Consider the following 18,454-nt stretch of genomic DNA (forward strand, 5'->3'; position numbering starts at 1 on the left):
CCGCCTACCGGCACTCGAAGCTCGCCGCGCTCTCGAGGCTGCCGGTACCCTTGTAGCGCGCCACTTGCGGGAACGGGCACAGCGGGCGCGCGCGATCGGCGGCCCAGCCGGCCGGCACATCGGCATTCGCGCCGCCGGCGTTGCCCGTGGCGCGTGCTGTCGCCGTGACCTGGTCGGGTGCGCGGCCGTTCTCGACCCATTCCACCAGCGGCGCCAGCATGTCGAACTGGTCGGTGGCCGGTCCGCCGCTGCAATGCCCCATGCCGGGCACACGGTAGAAGCGCGCGAAGTCCGCCGCGCTGCCGCCGTTGGCGGACTGCAGGCCGCGGTACCAGGTCTCGGTGTCGTTGACCGAGAAGATCGCGTCGCTGACGCCGTGGTAGACCATCAGCTTCGCCCCGCGCTGCTTCAGCGGCGTCAGCGCGGTCGGGTTCGGCGGCGTCATGAAGCCCATCGCCGATTCGCCGTAGGTCGCATTGCTCGCGTTGATCCCCTGCACCAGCGCGTCGATGCTGGCCGTCAGCGAGAACTGCGGACCGTTGAACGTGGCGGGGTTCTCAGGCGGCACCTTGAAGACGAAGCCGACCGCACCCGAGTCCAGCACCAGCGAGGCGGTGAACTCCCAGAAGGCGACGCCGGCGCTGCCGAGGCCGGCGTCGAACGGGAAGCTGGCGTACACCGGCGTGCCGGTGCTGGTGATCGCGCCGCTGAAGATCGGCGCGATCGCGCTCTTCTGCGCCGCGCTCAGGCAGCTGCCGTCGCGTTCGCCGCTGCAGGTCGGCACGTCGGCGGCGAGGCTGAAGGCCGCCTGGCAGGCGGCGACGTCCTGCACCAGGCCGTCGGTGGCGCCGTCGAGCGCATCGCACTTCGCCAGCACGCGCTGCGACACCAGCGTGCGTTCAGCGGCGCTGAAGGCGGTCGACAGGTCGGCCGGGTTGGTCGCCACGCCCGCATAGCGCTGGGCGCCGAAGATGTTGGCCACGGCGGCCTTCGGCAGGTTGTAGCCGGGCGCGCCGGCGAGGAAGCCGTCGTACTGGTCGGCGTAGCGCGCGGCGGCAACCAGCGTGTGGCGCCCGCCGTTCGAGCAGCCGCCGATGTAGGAGCGGTCGGGCCCCTTGCCGTAGGCGGTCTGGATCACGCTCTTGGCCATCGGCGTGAGCTTGCCCACGGCCTGGTAGCCATAGTCCAGCCGCGCCTGCGGATCGAGGCCGAACAGCGGGTTCTGCGCGGCGCTGTGCCCGGCGTCGGAGCTGATCACGGCGAAGCCCTTGTGCAGCGCATGCGTCAGCGGACCGCCGCCGGTGGCGCCGGTGGCCGGGACGACGTTGCCGTCGAGCCCGCCATTGGCCTGGTAGAAGAAGCGGCCATTCCAGGCGCGCGGCAGGCGCATCTCGAAGCCGATCGCGTAGGTCTGCCCATCGACCGCGCTGACGCGCTGGTGCATGCGGCCGGCGACCAGGCAGTGCTCGGGCACCGGCTGGCCGCCGATCGTCAGCGTGCCTGCCGCGACGGTGGACGTCGCCGTGACGGCGGTGTTCGCCAGCGTCGCCAGCCGCCCCGCGAGCGACTCGCAGGTGCCCGACAACGAGGCCGGCGTCGCGGGCGCGAGGTGCGGCGAGGACGCTTCGCTGCCGCCGCAGGCGGTGAGCGCCAGTGCGGACAGCGCTGACAGTGCGAGTCCGGCAGACGGGAAAGGTCTCATGGCAAGGGTCTCCTTCGATGAGCGTCCGATCGATCCTGATCGCGCATTTGATTAAGTTACTGAATCACATAGGAGACAAACATCCGGTTTTACCCGGTGAAACGCGTTGCCATTTCATTCATCTACTGCATCATGTGCCCCTGCCAGCGCCGTGCATCGACAATGCGCCATGCCACGCAGGACCCCCGCTTCGCCGAGCGCATCGGCCCAGGACGATCTTCGCCAGGAGACGCTGAGCGACGTGATCGGCTACCAGGTCGTGCAGGCCGGCATCACGACGCTGCAGGTGTTCGAGCGCTGTGCGGGGCAGCCGCTGTCGCTGCGGCCGGTGGAGTACAGCCTGCTCGCGCTGATCCGCGACAACCCCGGCATCGCCCCCGCCCGCCTGGCGCGCGCGCTGAGCGTCACGCCGCCGAACATCACGATGTGGGTTGCCAAGCTCGAAGCGCGCCAGCTGGTGCGGCGCGAAGCCAGCACCGACGACCGGCGCGCGCAGCACCTGCGCGCGACTCCGGCCGGCGAGAAGCTGGTCAACGATGCGACACGGCGCATCCTCGAGGGCGAGCAGCAGCGCCTGGCCGCACTGACCCCCGGCGAGCGCTCGATCCTGACCGAGCTGCTGCGCAAGCTCGCGCAAATCCGCTTCGATCGGACGTAGGCAACGTGCCCGGCAAGGGCGAAGCCTGAAGACGGCGCTTCAGACGTCGATCTCGACGGCGTCGCCGTGCAGCTCCATCAGCTCGCGCCGCGCCGCCGCTTCGCCCTTGCCCATCAGCTTGGTCATGGCGACGACGGTGGCATCGAAACCGATCTCGCCGAAGGACACCGGCAGCAGGCGCCGCGTCTCCGGATTCAGCGTCGTCTCCCACAGCTGCTCGGCGCTCATCTCGCCCAGGCCCTTGAAGCGGCTGATGCTCCACGAGCCTTCGCGCGCGCCTTCCTTGCGCAGCTTGTCGAGCGTCGCCTCCAGCTCGCCGTCGTCGAGCGCGTAGAGCTTGGCGGCCGGTTTCTTGCCGCGCGCCGGCGCGTCGACGCGGTACAGCGGCGGCTTGGCGACGAACACATGGCCGGCTTCGACCAGTTTCGGAAAGTGACGGAAAAACAAGGTCAGCAACAGAACCTGGATGTGCGAGCCGTCGACGTCGGCATCACTCAGGATGCAGACCTTGCCGTAGCGCAGGCCGGAGAAGTCCGGCGTGTCGGTCGGCCCGTGCGGATCGACGCCCAGCGCCACCGCGATGTCGTGGATCTCGTTGTTCGCGAACAGCCGGTCGCGCTCCACTTCCCACGAATTGAGCACCTTGCCGCGCAGCGGCAGGATGGCCTGCGTTTCCTTCTCGCGGCCCATCTTGGCCGAGCCGCCGGCCGAATCGCCTTCGACCAGGAACACCTCGTTCAGCGTCAGGTCGCGGCTTTCGCAATCGGTCAGCTTGCCCGGCAGCACCGCGACGCCCGAGCCCTTGCGCTTCTCGACCTTCTGGCTCGCGCGCTGGCGCGCCTGCGCCTGGCGGATCACCAGCTCGGCGAGCTTGCGGCCGTAGTCGACGTGCTGGTTCAGCCACAGCTCCAGCGGCGGCCGCACGAAGGCCGACACCAGGCGCAGCGCGTCGCGGCTGTTCAGCCGCTCCTTCGTCTGGCCCTGGAACTGCGGATCGAGCACCTTGGCCGACAGCACGAAGCTGGCGCGCGAGAACACGTCCTCGGGCATCAGCTTGACGCCTTTGGGCAGCAGAGAGTGCAGCTCGATGAAGGCCTTGATCGCACCGAACAGGCCGTCCTTCAGCCCCGACTCGTGGGTGCCGCCGGCCACCGTCGGGATCAGGTTGACGTAGCTCTCGCGCAGCACGTTGCCCTCGTCGGTGAAGGCCAGCACCCAGGCCGCGCCCTCGCCTTCGGCGAAGTTCTCGGTTTCGTTGCCCGACGCGTAGGCTTCCCCGTCGAAGAGCGGGATGACCGGGTCGGCGGGCAGCCCCTGCATCAGGTAGTCGCGCAGGCCGCCCTTGTAGAGCCAGGTCTGCGTCTCGTGAGTCCATGTGGCTTTGCCACTGGACTCAACCCCCTCGGGGGGCGACGGCGGTATTTCCGCCGTCTGGGGGCGCTTGGTTTCCTTGCCGCTCTTTTCGACCGTTAGCGAGACGGTCACGCCGGGCATCAGCACCGCCTTGCTGCGCAGCAGGTGCGTCAGCTCGGCCTTCGGCAGCTCGGTGCTTTCGAAGTACTTCGGATCGGGCCAGACGCGCACGCTGGTGCCCTGACGGCGCTCGCCGGCGCTGGCCTTGCGAATCACCAGTGGCTCGATCACGTCGCCGCCGGAGAACGCCAACGCCGCGACCTGGCCCTCACGCCAGACCGTCACCTGCAGCCGCTTCGCGAGCGCATTGGTCACGCTGACGCCGACGCCGTGCAGGCCGCCGGAAAAGCTGTACGCGCCGCCGGCGCCCTTGTCGAACTTGCCGCCGGCGTGCAGCCGCGTGTAGACGATCTCGACCACGGGCACGCGCTCTTCCGGGTGCAGCCCGAACGGGATGCCGCGGCCATCGTCGTCGACGCTGACCGAGCCGTCGGCATGCTGCGTCACCGCGATGCGCTTGCCGAAGCCGGCCAACGCCTCGTCGGCGGCGTTGTCGATCACCTCCTGGATGGTGTGAAGCGGGGTGTCGGTGCGGGTGTACATGCCCGGCCGCTGCTTGACGGGCTCGAGGCCCTTCAGCACGCGGATCGAGGCTTCGCCGTAGTGGCCCGGCGTCAGTGTCTTGGTTGGCATGGGGGCGCATTCTAGGAACGGCGGAGGGTCGTCAGTCGCGTGTACATGTTCGGGCCGCGGATGATGAACTTCGCGAGTTCCTCGTTCATGGCTTCAACGCACGCCGGAGAAGTTGTAGGCCCCGAGCTCGCCGAACACGGCGTCCTCGATCCACACCGTGCCGCCCAGGTACAGCGGCTGGCCGATCACTTCGTCGCTGACATGCGCGTCGACCGTGCGCACCGTCGCGCCGGTGGCCATGTTGTTGTGCTTCAGGTGCAGGCGGCCGGTGACCCGGCAGTACCAGCCGCGCAGCGGCGCCGAGCCGATCGTGCCGTGCACCGTCACGCAGGTGGGCCCGCCCGCGGTGCCGGTGCCGCCCTGGGACGTGATCACCAGCTGCTCGCTGGCGCCGTTGATCTGCACCGTCCAGGTCGTGCCGGCGAGGTTGGCCGGCCGCGCGCTCCACGCAGGCAGCGTGGTGGCGGCGGCCGCAGCCGCCAGCACGGACATCAGCAAAGTCTTCATCATGCGTACTCCGTTGGGACAGGGGTGGAAGTGGTTTCGCACCGGCGCGTGCCGATGGCGAGCGCGAGAAGGCCGAAGGCCAGCAGCGCAGCGCTGCCGGGCTCGGGCACGGCCGAGAGGACGTCGCCGTCGCGCACGGCCCAGCCGTGCGCGTTGGTCAGGTCGTCCGGCAACAAGCTCTGGTAGCCGGTCGCGAAGTCGAATGCAAAGCGGTTGCCGCGATGCGATATCGGCGCCTTGTTGTCGGACCAGTAGACGCCGGTGCCAGGCACGCCGACGAACCAATCGTCGGTGAAGACGAACGGGCCCGGGTTGCCGAGGCAGCCCTGCGGCGGCGTGGCGCAGGCGGTCCCGCTGTTCGGCGGGCCGCCGAACAAGGGCAGGTTGCCCAGGGTGTTGTAGAACAGGTGCGCCATCTCGCTCGCGGTGCTGCCCGGGTACGGCGACCACGGCGCGCTCACGCCGTAGCCGACGTCGCCGTTCGGCGCGCCGATCACGTAGTGAATGCCGTTGATCGGATCGGTGCGCGGCAGGCGCCAGTCGCTGTAGCCGAGGTAGCCGGCGGCGTTCATGCCGTGGATCCAGTCCACCGCGGTGAACGCGTCCATGCCGCCATGGGCATCGATGCCGGTGACGCCGAAGGCCTGCTTGCGCGCCAGCTCGGGATCGGCCTGCCAGGTGATGTTCAGCGTGGTGTCGTAGTAGGCCTCGAAGGTCGACGCATCGCCGTCGAGGTTGCGGCCGAGCAGTGCGGCGCTCGCCGTGCTGCCGGCCATCGCCAGCGCCGCTGCCAGCAGCGCGCCATGAAGGGAAGGTCGTCTCAAGATCGTGCTCCAGATCGGGTGGGGGAAGCGGGTGGAAGGCTCAGGGGCGCCGGCGTCGTTGTAGCCAGGTCAGCAGCAGCAGCGCCGCCGTGACGAGCGCTGCGGTGCCGGGCTCGGGCACCGCGCCGATCGACCGCTCGATCAGCCGGATGCCGCCGCCACCGGCGAGCAGGTCGAAGGGGTCGCCGAGCGCCGCGCGGCCGCCGTTCTCGAAGCTGCCGCGCACCCGCGCCAGCATGTCGTAATACAGCGTCACCTCGCCGTAGGGCGCGATCTCCGGCATGGCGACGAGCCCGGCATAGGCCGCGATGTCGTAGCCCCAGATGCTCTGGCCCGGCGGCTGGTCGCGCTCGCTGAGCAGGGCATGGGCGTTGTCGGTGTACTGCAGATCGTGGCCCGGGCCGGCGCCGAACATGCCGACGTAGAAGTCGAAGAGCCGGTGCTCGGTCACGTCGTAGTGGCCGCCGTGCGGACCGGCGGGTGTCGACAGCACCGCGTCGATGCGCGCGAAGACCTCCGCTTCGGCGGCCCGTGGGTGGTCGGCCGGATAGCCGTTCGAGTCGTAGACCAGCACTTCGCCGGCCAGGATGTTGAACGCGAAGTCGAGCTGCACCGGCCGCGAGCGGTGGTTCTTCACCGTCAGCGCAAAACGCGACAGCGCGCGCCCGACACCGCGGTTGAAGCCGTCGACGCCGACTTCCATGTCGCCGGCCGCGTTGACCAGCGCCGAGGACATCTGCTTGCCGAGCAGGCCCGGCAGCTCGACGTAGCTCTCGTGGCGGTCCTGGGCATTGCCGAGCTGGCCGATCAGCGCGGTGTAGTTCTTGTTGGCCAGCACCTCCTGGGGGGACGCGGCGCCGATCGGTGTGCCCTGCGCGACGGAACGGACGCCGAGCACGTCGGCGCCCGAAATCAGACCGACGCTGACCAGGTCGACGAAGCCGCCGTCCTGGTCCATCACACCGATCGGGACGGCGGGCGCCGATCCGGCGGCGCAGCAAGTGACGAGCAGCGCCATCACGTGGCGCACGGGGTGAGCTTTCATGAGAGTTCCTTCCGAAGCGATCGATTCCGCTTGACTGGTAAAGACGCGGCCACGCGCCGCGGCCGGACAGGCCTCGCCCGTTGCGTGCGCTTCGAACTAGGGGGCGGGCCGCCGCTCTGGGCGGTGATGCCCGGCGCACAATGACCGCCCTCCGTCGCGTCAAGGAATCGCCCTCGTGCCTGCCCCCGACACCGGTCCGCGCAACGACGCGGGCGCGCCCGTCGATGCGTTGTTCGAAGCCACCTATGCCGAGCTGCGCCGCCTCGCACATGCGCGGCTGCGCGACGGCGGCCGCAACACCGTGCTCGACACCACGGCGCTGGTGCACGAGACCTATCTCCGGCTGAGCAAGTCGCTGCAGGTGCCGGTGCCCGACCGGCCGCACTTCTTTGCCTATGCCAGCCGCGTGATGCGCTCGGTGATCATCGACCTGGTGCGCCAGCGCAGCGCCGAGCGACGCGGCGGCGATGCCGTGCACATCACGCTGACCGGCGATCTGCACGAGCACCTGCATCACCGCGACACGGCTGCACGCCGCGAGGAGATCCTGCGCGTGCACGAAGCGCTCGCAAAACTCGGCAAGGTCGACGAGCGCATGGCGCAGGTCGTCGAGATGCGCTACTTCGGCGGACTGACCGAGGCCGAGATCGGCGAGGCGCTGGGCGTCACCGACCGGACCGTGCGGCGCGACTGGGAGCAGGCGCGGCTGTTCCTCGCCGAAGCGCTGAAGTAGCGGCCAAGCGCAGCGCCAGCATCGGCAGCAGCCCGACGACCAGCGCGATGCCGAAGGCCAGCGGCAGCGCCAGCATCTCGGCCAGCAGCGCCAGGCTGGCCGCGAAGGCCGCGCGGCCCGGCAGCCCATCGAGGTAGCCGCTGAGGAAGGCTTGCGCAGCGCCGCATCCGGCGCAACGCTGCTGCTGCGTGGCGACGACGGCCGCCAGCAGCGGTGGCGACGCCAGCACGCCGGCCCAGAACGCGCCGAGCTGCGGCGCGCTCCACGCGACGGCCGCGGTCACCCCGCCGGCCGCGGCCACCGTGAGCAGCGCGCTCCACGCCGGCCTGCGCGGCGCCGCAGCGGTCGAAGGCCGCGGCATCGCGCGCCGGCACAGCGCGAACGCGGCGCCGGCGCCGAACAGCGCCGCGCCGAGACGATCCTCGAGCGGCCACAACAGCGGCAGCAGCAGCAGCGTTGCCAACGTCGCCAGGCCCAGCGCCGCCGCGACGCCGACCGAGCGCCCGGCGCGTGCCTGCACCAGCGCGAACAGCGCACACGGCGCGCAGGCCGCGACGCTGCCGACCGCCGCATCGCCGAGCGCGGCAGGGCCCGACTGCAGCCCGAGCACCAGCAGTGCCGGCCCGGTGACGGTCGGCAGCCCGGTCAACAGGCCGGCCCGGCGCCGTCCGAGCAGCGGCAGACCCCACAACAACGCCGCGACCGCCGCGGCGCTCAGCGCCGCCTTGTTCCATTCGTCCATGGTCCGCCCGAGATCGGTGATTGATGGGGAAAGACGCAGTCCGGCGACCAAAGCGGACATCCCCTCGCCTGTCGATCAAGGGATCGCCGGCGGCCACCGGGCCGCGCTACCGTTCGCCGTCAGGGCGTCCGGCCGCACGCTGCAGGCGCCGGGAGAGCTTCGATGTCGCAGACCTTCGCCCACTTCGAGATCACCCCCGCCGACTGGGCCGCGCTGCGCGCGCTGCTCGACGAGGCGCTCGCGCTGCCGGCTGCCGAGCGCGAGCGCTGGCTCGATGCGCTGCCGCCATCGGACCAGCGCCATGCGGTGCGGCTGCGCCGCCTGCTCGCGCATGCCAACGGCGGTGCCGATGCCGAGCGCCTGCTGCAGACGCTGCCGAAGATCGAGACCGGCGATTTCGCGACGCAGCCGCCGGCAGACGACGCCGCCGCGCCGGGCCGCACGATCGGTCCCTACCGGCTGCTGCGGCCGCTCGGCGAAGGTGGCATGGTCGAGGTCTGGCTCGCCGAGCGCAGCGACCTGCTGCAGCGCCGCCAGGTGGCGCTGAAGCTGCCGCGCGTGTTCCTGCAGCGCAGCGTCTGGTCCGAGCGCCTGGCGCGCGAGCGCGAGATCCTCGCCACGCTCGAACACCCGAACATCGCGCGCCTGTACGACGCCGGCGTCGCCGCCGACGGCCAGCCCTACCTGGCGCTCGAATTCGTCGAAGGACGGCGCATCGACGAGCACTGCCGCGAACGCGCGTTGGACGTGCGCGCGCGGCTGCGGCTGGTGCTGCAGGTCGCGCAGGCGGTCGCGCATGCGCATGCCAAGCTCGTCGTGCACCGGGATCTGAAGCCGAGCAACATCCTCGTTACCGCCGATGGGCAGGTCCGGCTGCTCGACTTCGGCATCGCCAAGCTGCTGGACCGGGGCAGCGCCGAGGAATCCGCGCTGACGCGCGAGACCGGCCGCGCGCTGACGCCCGACTACGCCGCGCCGGAGCAGATCCGCGGCGAACCGATCGGCACCGCGGCCGACATCTACTCGCTCGGCGTGCTGTTGTACGAGCTGCTCGCCGGCGAGCGGCCGTACCGGCTCAAGCGCGGCACGCGCGCCGAGCTCGAGGAATCGATCCTGCACGCCGAGCCGTTGCGGCCGAGCGACGTGGCCGCCGACGCGCGCCTGAGGCGCGAACTGCGCGGCGACCTCGACACCATCGTTCTGAAGGCGCTGAAGAAGGCACCGTCCGAACGCTACGCCACGGTCGAAGCGCTGGCCGCCGACGTCGAGCGTTATCTTGCCGGCCGCCCGGTGCTCGCCCATCCCGATGGCGCGTGGTATCGCACGCGTCGCTTCGTCGGGCGCCACATCCTGGCCGTGGGCGCGGCCGGCGCGGTGCTGGTGGCGGTCGTCGCGGGTGCCGGCATGGCTGCATGGCAAGCTGCGATCGCGCGCGCCGAGCAAGCCAAGGCGGAGGAGGTCAAGGACTTCATCGCTTCCATCCTGCGTGATGCCGACCCCTGGACCACGGGCGTCAGGGCGTCGACGGTGGTCGACATGTTGCGGCACGCCACGCAGCAGATCGACACCACCTTCGCCAGGCGTCCCGAGCTGCAGGTGGAGCTGCTCGACATCGTCGGCATGAGCCTGCTGCATCGGCAGGAGTACGAGCTGGCCGAGACCGTGCTCGCACACAGCGCGGCGACCGCCAGGCTGCATCTGCAGCCCGACCACCCGCAGGCAGCGCGCGGCCGCATCTACATGGCCGAGATGCATCTGGAGCGCGGCCGATTCAAGCAGGCGCGTGCCGACCTGGAGTCGGCACTGGCGGCGCTGCGGGGACGCAGGAACGCGGACCCACGCGACATCGTCACCGCTTGGTGGGACCTGTCCGCGCTCGCGATCGATGAGGGTCGGTACGACGAAGCGCTAGCGGCAGCCAGCCGAGCCAGGCAGCACGCACTGGACAGGCTGGGCGAGCGTCATCGGCTGACGGCCGGCGCGTCGGTCAATCTCGCACTGGCGTATCTCTACGCCGGGAAGGCAGACGAGGCGCTGCGGGCCGCCGAGCCAGCCCACCGGCTCACCGTCGACGTGCATGCGGGCGCCTCGACGCATCCACAGGTGATCGAGGCGGCCGAGGTCTATGGCCGCACGCTGGCGGCCAACGGTCAGTTCGTGCGCGGCGCCGAGGTTCTGCAGCGCGCCAAGGCCGACGCGGCCGAGGCAGCCGGCGCTTCGGCCCTGGTGGTTGGCAACCTGGCTTGGAAGCTGGCGGCGCTGCAGGTGGAGGCGGGGGAGACCGCGCAGGCCCTCGTGCACGGCAGCGAAGCACTGCGCATCAGCAGCAGCCACCACGCCGCCGACACGATCCACCATGCCCGCGCACAGCGCGCATACGGGCGTGCGCTGGTGGCCGCGCGTGCCGGCGCGCAGGCCGAGCCGTTGCTGGCCGACGCGCTGCGAACGCACGCGGCGGCCATGGGGGCCAAGCACCCGGACGTGAGCGCCATCCGCGTCGAGCGCGCACTCTCGCTCGCCTACGCCGGCAGGCTCGCCGAAGCGCAGCGCGAGCTGGAGGCGGTCGCGCCGCAAGCCGGCGACGGCGCCGCTCCCTTGCTGCGCGCGCGCACGCTGTACGTGCTCGGCGTGGTCAAGCGGCTGGCGCGCGACGACGAGGGGGCGTTGCGGCTTCAGCAGCAGGCGCAGGACGCCGCCGGGTCCGGCCGAGCAGGCAGGCTAGCGATCGCGCGCGCGGCGGTCGAGCAGGGCCTGGTTCACGTTGCACGGGGCCGGGCGGATCTGGCATCGCCGGTGTTGGAGCGCGCCCTCGCGCAGCTGCAAGAGCTGCAGCCTGGGGCCTCGCCCGAGCGCGCCGATGCATGGCTGGGCCTGGGGCGTGCCAGGCTCCAGCAGCGCAAGCACGTCGAGGCACGGCAGTGGCTCGACCAGGCCGCGCGCTTCTGGCGCGAGCTCGACCCGCAGCATCGGTGGGCCGGCGAGGCCGCGTACTGGCTAGCGGGTTGCGATGCCGTGCTCGGCCGTCACGCCGACGCGCACGCGGCCTACGCGCGGGCGGCGGACACGCTCCAGCGCTCGCCGATCCCGGCAGACGCCGACCTGGCAAAGCTCGCGCGCGGCGCGCTGTCCACATCAGCCGGCTCAGGCCCGGCACGCGCCACGGGCGCTGCCGACGCGGCCACCCGCGCGCGCGCCTCTTGACGCGAAGAGCAACTCCCGCCACGAAGATGCACGCGCCCTTCGACCTCTCGGCCGATGACTGGTCCACCTTGCGCCGCCTGCTCGACGAGGCCCTCTCGCTGCCGGCGCAGGATCGCGTCGCCTGGCTCGCCGGCCTCCCGGCGACCGAGCATCGCTTCGCGCCGCGCCTGCGCGCGCTCCTGTCGCATGCGCAGCGTGCCGACGCGGGCGAGCTGCTGCACACGCTGCCCAAGATCGAGACGGGCGTCTTCGCCGGCCGTTCGCCTGCGTATGACGAAGCTCCTGCCGAACCGGGCCGGTTCGTCGGCCCGTACCGCTTGCTGCGCGAACTCGGCGAAGGCGGCATGGCCAGCGTCTGGCTGGCCGAGCGCAGCGACCTGCTGCAGGGCCGCCAGGTAGCGCTGAAGCTGCCGCGTGCCTCGTGGCGGCACGCGGCGTGGGCCGAGCGCTTGGCGCGCGAGCGCGAGATCCTCGCGACGCTGGAACATCCCAACATCGCGCGCCTGTATGACGCCGGCATCGCGACCGACGGCCAGCCCTACCTCGCGCTCGAATTCGTCGAGGGAGATCGCATTGACGAACACTGTCGCTCACGCAAGCTCGACGTGCGGCCGCGACTGCGGCTGTTCCTGCAAGTCGCGCGTGCGGTGGCACACGCGCACGCCAAGCTGGTCGTGCACCGCGACTTGAAGCCCAGCAACATCCTCGTCACCTCGGATGGCCAGGTGCGGCTGCTCGATTTCGGCATCGCCAAGCTGCTCGACCAGGGCGTGGCCAAAGAGACTCAGCTCACGCTGGAGCACGGCCGCGCGCTGACGCCCGACTACGCGGCGCCGGAGCAGATCCGCGGCGAACCGATCGGCACGGCCGCCGATATCTACTCGCTCGGCGTGCTGCTGTACGAGCTGCTCGCCGGCGAGCGGCCGTACCGGCTCAGGCGCGGCACGCGTGCCGAGCTGGAAGAATCGATCCTGCTCGCCGAGCCGCAACGTCCGAGTGACGCGGCGCAGGACCGCAAGCTCGCCAGGCTGCTGCGCGGTGACCTCGACACCATCGTTCTGAAGACGCTGAAGAAGGCGCCAGCCGAGCGCTACGCCACTGTCGATGCACTGGCCGCCGATATCGAGCGCCACCTCGCCGATCAGCCGGTGCAGGCCCGGCCCGACAGCCGCAGCTACCGCCTGCGCAAGCTGATCGCGCGCAACAAGCTCGAGTCGGCGGCCGCCGCCGGCACGCTGGTGGCCGTGCTGTCCGGCACGGGCGTGGCGCTGTGGCAGGCCTCCGAGGCGGCGCGCCAACGCGACGCGGCACTGCAGCACCAGCAACGCGCGGAGGCGTTCAGCGAGTTCATGTACACGCTGCTCGACGACGTCGGCAGCTCCGACCAGCCGCTGACGATGCCTGCACTGCTCGATCGCGGTACGGCGATGCTCGAGCGGCAGCGCACCAGCGACCCCGCGCTGACCGCCTACCTGCAATACGAAATTTCGCGCAAGTACACGATGGTCAACCAGACCCATCGCGTGTTGTCGCTGCTGCAACGCAGTGCCGACGGCGCGCGCGCCGCTGGCGACCATGGCCTGCTGGCAGCCGCCCTGTGCGCCACGGCCTGGTCGCTCGCCGAGGGCCAGGCGTCGCTCGCGCGAACGCGCCTCTCCGAAGCCGAGCAGGCCCTGGCGCGGGCCACGTTGGTGCCGATGTTCGCGCGGGCCGACTGCCATCGCGCGCGAGCACGTGTGCAGCAGGCCAGCGGCGACCTCGCAGGCGCGATCATCACCATTCAGCGCGGCATCGCTGAAATCGACCGCAGCGGTGTCGATCCCGGATCCAGGGGTCGCATCATGCGAGTGCAGCTCGCCGATTTCTATCGCGCCAGCGACCGCTACAAGGACGCGCTGGCGTTGTCGGCAGAGGAATTGGAGCTGCATCGTCAGGCGGGCAGCCTCGATTCGAGGGCCGGCTTCGTTGCGCTGAACAACCATGCGGGCAACCTCAATCGGCTGGGCGAGCACGTGCAAGCGCAGGCAATGCTCGACCAGGCCCAGGCATGGGTGGCGAAGCAACCGCCGTCGCTGTCGCAGCCGGTGGGCTTTGCATCCAACTACGGCTTCGCGCTGCTTCGCATGGGGCACGCCGAGCGCGCGCTCGCGCTGGCCGAAGAGAGCCTGCGGCAATCGCGCCCAGCGAAGAACGTGTTTCGCAATTCGATCGGGGAGTTGCTCGCCGCGAGTGCGTTGCGGGCCCTGCAACGGCCCGAAGAAGCGCTGCGACGGCTCGAAGCCGCCGAGGCCGTGTGGCGCGCCGATCCGCGGGCACACGGCCGCATGCTGCAGGCGGCGAGCCTGCTGCGGGCGGAACTCCTGCTGGACACCGGCCGCGCCGCCGAAGCTCGCGTGGCGATCGACGCCGCCCTGGCCAAGGCCGGCTATCCCGGAAGCTCGACCGCGCCGGGCGTGGATCGCCTGTTGCGTGGGGCGTCGCGCATCCACAAGGCGGCAGGCGATGCGGTGGCGGCTGAGGCCTTGGCCAGCGCGGCCCTGGAAGCATCGCGGCGCATCGCTCGCGACGAACGACTGAGCGGCGATGTCGGCGAAGCCGCCCTGCTGCGGGCGCAGGGCAGGCACGCGCTCGGCCGCGACGGCGACGCGCGCCGCGATGCCTTGCTCGCCCATGAAGCCCTGCGCAACGGGCTGGGTTCGCAGCACGCCCTCACCGCCGCGGCGGCAGCGCTATTGGCCAAATTGCCCGGGTCGTGACGCGAGCGCCGCGCGACGGCGGTGGCGCGGGCAAGGCGCCTCAGCGCCGGTGCAGCTCGATAACTCCGCCGGTGAGCGTCCGGTAGGCGTCGGACGCCAGCCAGTCGATCGCCTGCTGGCGCTGCGCCAGCACCGCGTCGAGGAAGGCGACACCGAGCGCGCGCATCCAGCGGCAGTGGTTGGCGCGCAGCACGGTATCGCACTCGCCGATGTCGATCGTGCCGTGGTTCGCCTCGGCGGCGTTGTCCCAGGACAGCAGCTTGCCGCCCGGCGTCGACGCCAACCAGCTGACGGTGCGGGATTCGGCCGGCTCGCCGGTCTCGTCGCCGCGGCCGGAGAACATCAGGTAGGGCCGCGCATCGATCGCGTAGTAGGCGTCCTCGCCGATGCCCGAGTTGAAGCCGGCGTAGGTCGGCCCGCGCGGCGCGTCGCCGAAGAAACCGATGACGCCGGCGATCGGCGTCGGCGCGACGCGCAGCAGGCCGAGCTGGAGCGCCACGCCCGCGATGTTGAGCATCGATTCGGTACCGCCGGACCAGCCGCCGACCACCATGCGCGTGCGGTCCGGCGTGCCGTTGAAGCCGGGCAGCATGCCGACCTGGTACTGCGGCAGCACGCTGGCGATGAAGGCGTTGTTCAAGGGGCCGTGGACGTGGAAGCCGAGCCAGGTCTTGCACGCCTGCAGTGCTTCGCCGACGGCGCCGACGCTGGTCATCACGCCGCCGGACACGCAGGCCGCCAGGTCGGCCGCGCCGGGGTTGGCGACATCGACGCGGGCGATGTGGATCACGATGTAGCCGGCGGCGGCGAAACTTTCGCTGCGTTCGACGCTGCCGTGGTGGCCGGTCGGGTTGGTGGCGCCGCCGTGGTTCCACAGCACCACCGGCCGCGCGCCGCCGGCGCCGACCGGGTAGCGCACGCGGATCGGCACCAGGTGGCCGTTGCGCGACGCATCGGGCAGCGTGAAGTCGACGAACGCGGTGGGATAGGTGATGGCGCTCTGGTAGAGGCAGGGCTCGGGCTGCGGATAGACGCAGGTGGGCTGCGCCTGGGCGGCGTGGCTGGCCGACAGCAGCGCAAGCGCCGCGAGACAGGTGCGAAGGTTCTTCATCGGGGCTCCTTCAAGCCGCACGACGGGCGGCATGAACGGTGGGCAGCGTAGGTGCCGCGCGCCGCGACGCCGCGATCGCCGGCCACCCGGTTTTGCCGTGCCGCCTACCCACATTTGCGCCGCAGACGCGCTCGTCTCGCATTTCTGCAATCCCCGCATGCAAGCCTGCACGTCCTTCCCCGCCCTGGGGTCAACTCCGATGTGGGTAGAGTTCCGGGCGATGAATCCGCCCGCCGCCTCCCCTGCCCGCCTGTCGATGACGCAAGTGCTGCTCTGCGGCGCCGCGATCGTCACCCTGTCGATGGGCATCCGCCACGGCTTCGGCCTGTGGCTGGCACCGATCACGATGGACCGCGGCTGGACGCGCGAGACCTTCGCCTTCGCGATCGCGATCCAGAACCTGGCCTGGGGTGCCGCCGGGCCGCTGGCCGGCATGCTGGCCGATCGTTTTGGCGCTTATCGCGTGCTGCTGGCGGGCGGCCTGCTGTACGCCGTCGGCCTGGTGCTGATGGCCTTGTCGACCTCCGGGCTGGCGTTCACCGGCAGTGCCGGCCTGCTGATCGGCATCGCGCAGTCGGGCACCACCTACTCGGTGATCTACGGCGTGATCAGCCGCAACGTCGCGCCGGAGAAGCGCTCGTGGGCGATGGGCGTCGCCGCGGCTGCGGGTTCGTTCGGCCAGTTCCTGATGGTGCCGGTGGAGAGCTGGTTGATCAGCACCTGGAACTGGCAGAACGCGCTCTTCGTGCTCGGCTGCGCGGCGCTGGTGATCCTGCCGCTGGCGCGCGGGCTGAAGGAGCCGGCCTTCGCCGCGACGGGCGCGCACCAGCAGAGCATCCCCCAGGCGCTGCGCGAGGCCTTCGGCTACCGCAGCTTCCAGCTGCTGATGGCCGGCTACTTCGTCTGCGGCTTCCAGGTCGTCTTCATCGGCGTGCACATGCCGAGCTACCTGAAGGACAAGGGCCTCGGACCCGAGGTCGCGACCACCGCGCTGGCGCTGATCGGCCTGTTCAACGTCTTCGGCACCTATGCGGCCGGCACGCTCGGCCAGTACCTGGCCAAGCGCCACATCCTGGCCGCGATCTACGCATTGCGCGGCGTGGCGATCGTCGCCTTCCTGCTGCTGCCGCTGACGCCGATGAGCGTCTACGTCTTCTCGGCGGTGATGGGCCTGCTGTGGCTGTCGACGGTGCCGCCGACCAATGCGGTGGTCGCGCAGATCTTCGGCGTGCAGTACATGTCGATGCTCGGCGGCTTCGTGTTCCTGAGCCACCAGGTCGGCTCCTTCCTGGGCGTCTGGCTCGGCGGGCGGCTGTACGACCTGTCGGGCAGCTACGACGTGGTCTGGTGGATGGCAGTCGCGCTGAGCGTGTTCGCGGTGCTGATCAACCTGCCGGTGCGCGAGTCGGCGATCGTGCGTGCGCCGCGGCCCGCGGTGGCGTGATGACCCGGACCCGCCGCTGGCTGCTGCACGGCGCTGCCGTGGCGGTGCTGGCGATCGTGTTCGCGGCGTACTTCAATCCGCACCTGCTGGTCGAGCTGGCCGGGCGGGCCTGGGCCTGCTTTTGATGTCACACGAACTGTCGCTCGCGCCGTCGCCCTGGCTCGAGCGCTGGGCGCACCTGCTGCGTCCCGGCATGTCGGCGCTCGATGTCGCCTGCGGCAGCGGCCGGCATGTGCGCTTCCTGGCCGCGCGCGGCCTCGGCGTCACCGCGGTCGACCGCGATGCCGAGGCGCTGGCCGGTTTGCGCACGCAGGCCGAAGTGCTGGTCGCCGACCTCGAAGGTGCGCCGTGGCCGCTGGCCGGCCGCCGTTTCGACCTGGTGCTCGTGACCAACTACCTGTGGCGGCCGCTGTGGCCGGCGTTGCTGGCGAGCCTGGCACCCGGCGGCCTGCTGCTCTACGAAACCTTCGCCCGCGGCAACGAGACCGTCGGCCGGCCGTCGCGGGCTGAATTCCTCTTGGAGCCGGGCGAGCTGCTGCGCGTCTGCGCGAACCTGCGCATCGTCGGCTACGAGGATGGCTTCCTCGCCGAGCCGCAGCGCTTCGTGCAGCGGATCGCGGCGCTGGCGCCCGATCCGGCCGCTGCCGCGCCGCTGCGCATCCCGCTGGCGGGCTGACGTCGCCCGGCCGGGCGCCCCGGGCCGCCCGGCTAAAATCGCCGGCTTGCAAGGAATGCGCATGAAACCCATTGTTGGCAGCATCGTCGCGTTGGTGACGCCGATGCACGAGGACGGCAGCGTCGATTTCGACGGCTTGCGTCGCCTGATCGACTGGCACATCGCCGAAGGCACCGACTGCATCGGCGTCGTCGGCACCACCGGCGAATCACCGACCGTCTCGGTCGAGGAGCACTGCGACATCATCCGGATCGCCGTCGAGCACGCCGCCGGCCGCGTGCCGATCATGGCCGGCGCCGGTGCCAATTCGACGCGTGAAGCGATCGAGCTGACGCGTTTCTCGAAGTCGGTCGGCGCCGACTGCACGCTGCAGGTCGTGCCCTACTACAACAAGCCCTCGCAGGAAGGCATCTACCAGCACTTCAAGGCGGTTGCCGAGGCGGTCGACCTGCCGGTGGTGCTTTACAACGTGCCCGGCCGCACCGTCGCGGACATGCTGCCCGAGACCACGCTGCGCCTGGCCCAGGTGCCTGGGATCGTCGGCATCAAGGAAGCCACCGGCAACATCGAGCGCGCCGCGCAACTGATCAAGGAAGCGCCGAGCGGCTTCTCGATCTATTCCGGCGACGACGGCACCGCCGTCGCGCTGATGCTGCTCGGCGGCCACGGCAACGTCAGCGTCACCGCCAACGTCGCGCCGAAGCTGATGCACCAGCTGTGCATGGCGGCGATCGAGGGCCGTGTGCAGGCGGCGCGCGAGATCCATTTCCGCCTGCTGTCGCTGCACAAGCACCTGTTCTGCGAGCCGAGCCCGGCGCCGGCGAAGTGGGCGATGTCGCGGCTCGGCCTGTGCCGGCCGGCGGTGCGCCTGCCGATCCTGCCGCTGACCGACGCCGGCCAGTCACTCGTCGATCGCGCGCTGCGCGACGCCGGCCTGTCGTGAGCCGGC

15 protein-coding genes are annotated in these 18,454 nt (G+C 70.9%); 8 read left to right on the forward strand and 7 right to left on the reverse strand.

Features of this window, described 5'->3' with window-relative positions; all coding sequences use genetic code 11:
• Positions 1-4: 4 nt before the first annotated feature.
• A complete protein-coding gene (locus tag HLB44_RS23855) occupies positions 5-1,702 on the reverse strand; it encodes a tannase/feruloyl esterase family alpha/beta hydrolase (protein WP_173128135.1) in 1,698 nt (565 codons plus the stop codon).
• Between the two features lie 169 nt (positions 1,703-1,871).
• Here HLB44_RS23855 and HLB44_RS23860 point away from each other — a divergent pair, with 169 nt between their 5' ends.
• Entirely contained in the window at positions 1,872-2,360 is a 489-nt protein-coding gene (locus HLB44_RS23860) for a MarR family winged helix-turn-helix transcriptional regulator (protein WP_173128138.1), read from the forward strand.
• Positions 2,361-2,399: 39 nt separating this feature from the next.
• On the opposite strand, the gene HLB44_RS23865 is transcribed toward HLB44_RS23860, so the two are convergent.
• The 4 genes from HLB44_RS23865 to HLB44_RS23880 all read right to left on the reverse strand — a co-directional run bounded on the left by HLB44_RS23865 (position 2,400) and on the right by HLB44_RS23880 (position 6,842).
• Complete coding sequence (locus tag HLB44_RS23865) at positions 2,400-4,466, reverse strand: DNA topoisomerase IV subunit B (protein WP_173128141.1); 2,067 nt, start codon at positions 4,464-4,466, stop codon at positions 2,400-2,402.
• A gap of 93 nt (positions 4,467-4,559) precedes the next feature.
• Entirely contained in the window at positions 4,560-4,973 is a 414-nt protein-coding gene (locus HLB44_RS23870) for a hypothetical protein (RefSeq protein ID WP_173128144.1), read from the reverse strand.
• Positions 4,973-5,797: a PEP-CTERM sorting domain-containing protein gene (locus HLB44_RS23875; RefSeq protein WP_173128147.1), complete on the reverse strand. Its 825-nt coding sequence runs from the start codon at positions 5,795-5,797 to the stop codon at positions 4,973-4,975. Before HLB44_RS23875 ends, HLB44_RS23870 begins: the two co-directional genes overlap by 1 nt.
• A gap of 40 nt (positions 5,798-5,837) precedes the next feature.
• Positions 5,838-6,842: a PEP-CTERM sorting domain-containing protein gene (locus tag HLB44_RS23880; RefSeq protein WP_173128162.1), complete on the reverse strand. Its 1,005-nt coding sequence runs from the start codon at positions 6,840-6,842 to the stop codon at positions 5,838-5,840.
• Between the two features lie 175 nt (positions 6,843-7,017).
• Between HLB44_RS23880 and HLB44_RS23885 the strand changes: the two genes are divergently transcribed.
• Positions 7,018-7,575, forward strand: a complete 558-nt coding sequence (locus HLB44_RS23885; RefSeq protein WP_173128165.1) for an ECF-type sigma factor — start codon at positions 7,018-7,020, stop codon at positions 7,573-7,575.
• Here HLB44_RS23885 and HLB44_RS23890 read toward each other — a convergent pair.
• Positions 7,508-8,317: a hypothetical protein gene (locus HLB44_RS23890; protein ID WP_173128168.1), complete on the reverse strand. Its 810-nt coding sequence runs from the start codon at positions 8,315-8,317 to the stop codon at positions 7,508-7,510. The two genes, HLB44_RS23885 and HLB44_RS23890, sit on opposite strands and share 68 nt — an antisense overlap.
• Positions 8,318-8,479: 162 nt before the next feature.
• Between HLB44_RS23890 and HLB44_RS23895 the strand changes: the two genes are divergently transcribed.
• Positions 8,480-11,518 carry a serine/threonine-protein kinase gene (locus HLB44_RS23895; protein WP_173128171.1) on the forward strand — a complete coding sequence of 1,013 codons (3,039 nt, stop codon included), beginning with the start codon at positions 8,480-8,482 and terminating at the stop codon, positions 11,516-11,518.
• Between the two features lie 26 nt (positions 11,519-11,544).
• Positions 11,545-14,274, forward strand: a complete 2,730-nt coding sequence (locus tag HLB44_RS23900; protein WP_173128174.1) for a serine/threonine-protein kinase — start codon at positions 11,545-11,547, stop codon at positions 14,272-14,274.
• A 40-nt stretch (positions 14,275-14,314) separates the two neighbouring features.
• Here HLB44_RS23900 and HLB44_RS23905 read toward each other — a convergent pair whose 3' ends face one another.
• Positions 14,315-15,385 (reverse strand): alpha/beta hydrolase, encoded by a 1,071-nt coding sequence (locus tag HLB44_RS23905; protein ID WP_173128177.1) that lies wholly within the window; start codon positions 15,383-15,385, stop codon positions 14,315-14,317.
• A gap of 220 nt (positions 15,386-15,605) precedes the next feature.
• Here HLB44_RS23905 and HLB44_RS23910 point away from each other — a divergent pair, with 220 nt between their 5' ends.
• The 4 genes from HLB44_RS23910 (at position 15,606) to dapA (ending at position 18,448) form a co-directional block, all read left to right on the forward strand.
• On the forward strand, positions 15,606-16,829 hold the full coding sequence (locus HLB44_RS23910; RefSeq protein ID WP_246312426.1) for an MFS transporter: 1,224 nt from the start codon (positions 15,606-15,608) through the stop codon (positions 16,827-16,829).
• Complete coding sequence (locus HLB44_RS37965; protein ID WP_281375220.1) at positions 16,829-16,954, forward strand: hypothetical protein; 126 nt, start codon at positions 16,829-16,831, stop codon at positions 16,952-16,954. Before HLB44_RS23910 ends, HLB44_RS37965 begins: the two co-directional genes overlap by 1 nt.
• Positions 16,954-17,505, forward strand: a complete 552-nt coding sequence (locus tag HLB44_RS23915; RefSeq protein WP_173128180.1) for a class I SAM-dependent methyltransferase — start codon at positions 16,954-16,956, stop codon at positions 17,503-17,505. Before HLB44_RS37965 ends, HLB44_RS23915 begins: the two co-directional genes overlap by 1 nt.
• 61 nt (positions 17,506-17,566) lie before the next feature.
• Positions 17,567-18,448 carry a 4-hydroxy-tetrahydrodipicolinate synthase gene (gene dapA, locus HLB44_RS23920; RefSeq protein ID WP_173128183.1) on the forward strand — a complete coding sequence of 294 codons (882 nt, stop codon included), beginning with the start codon at positions 17,567-17,569 and terminating at the stop codon, positions 18,446-18,448.
• The last annotated feature ends 6 nt before the right edge of the window (positions 18,449-18,454 follow it).

Source organism: Pseudaquabacterium terrae (assembly GCF_013266755.1).
Lineage (GTDB): Bacteria > Pseudomonadota > Gammaproteobacteria > Burkholderiales > Burkholderiaceae_C > Pseudaquabacterium > Pseudaquabacterium terrae.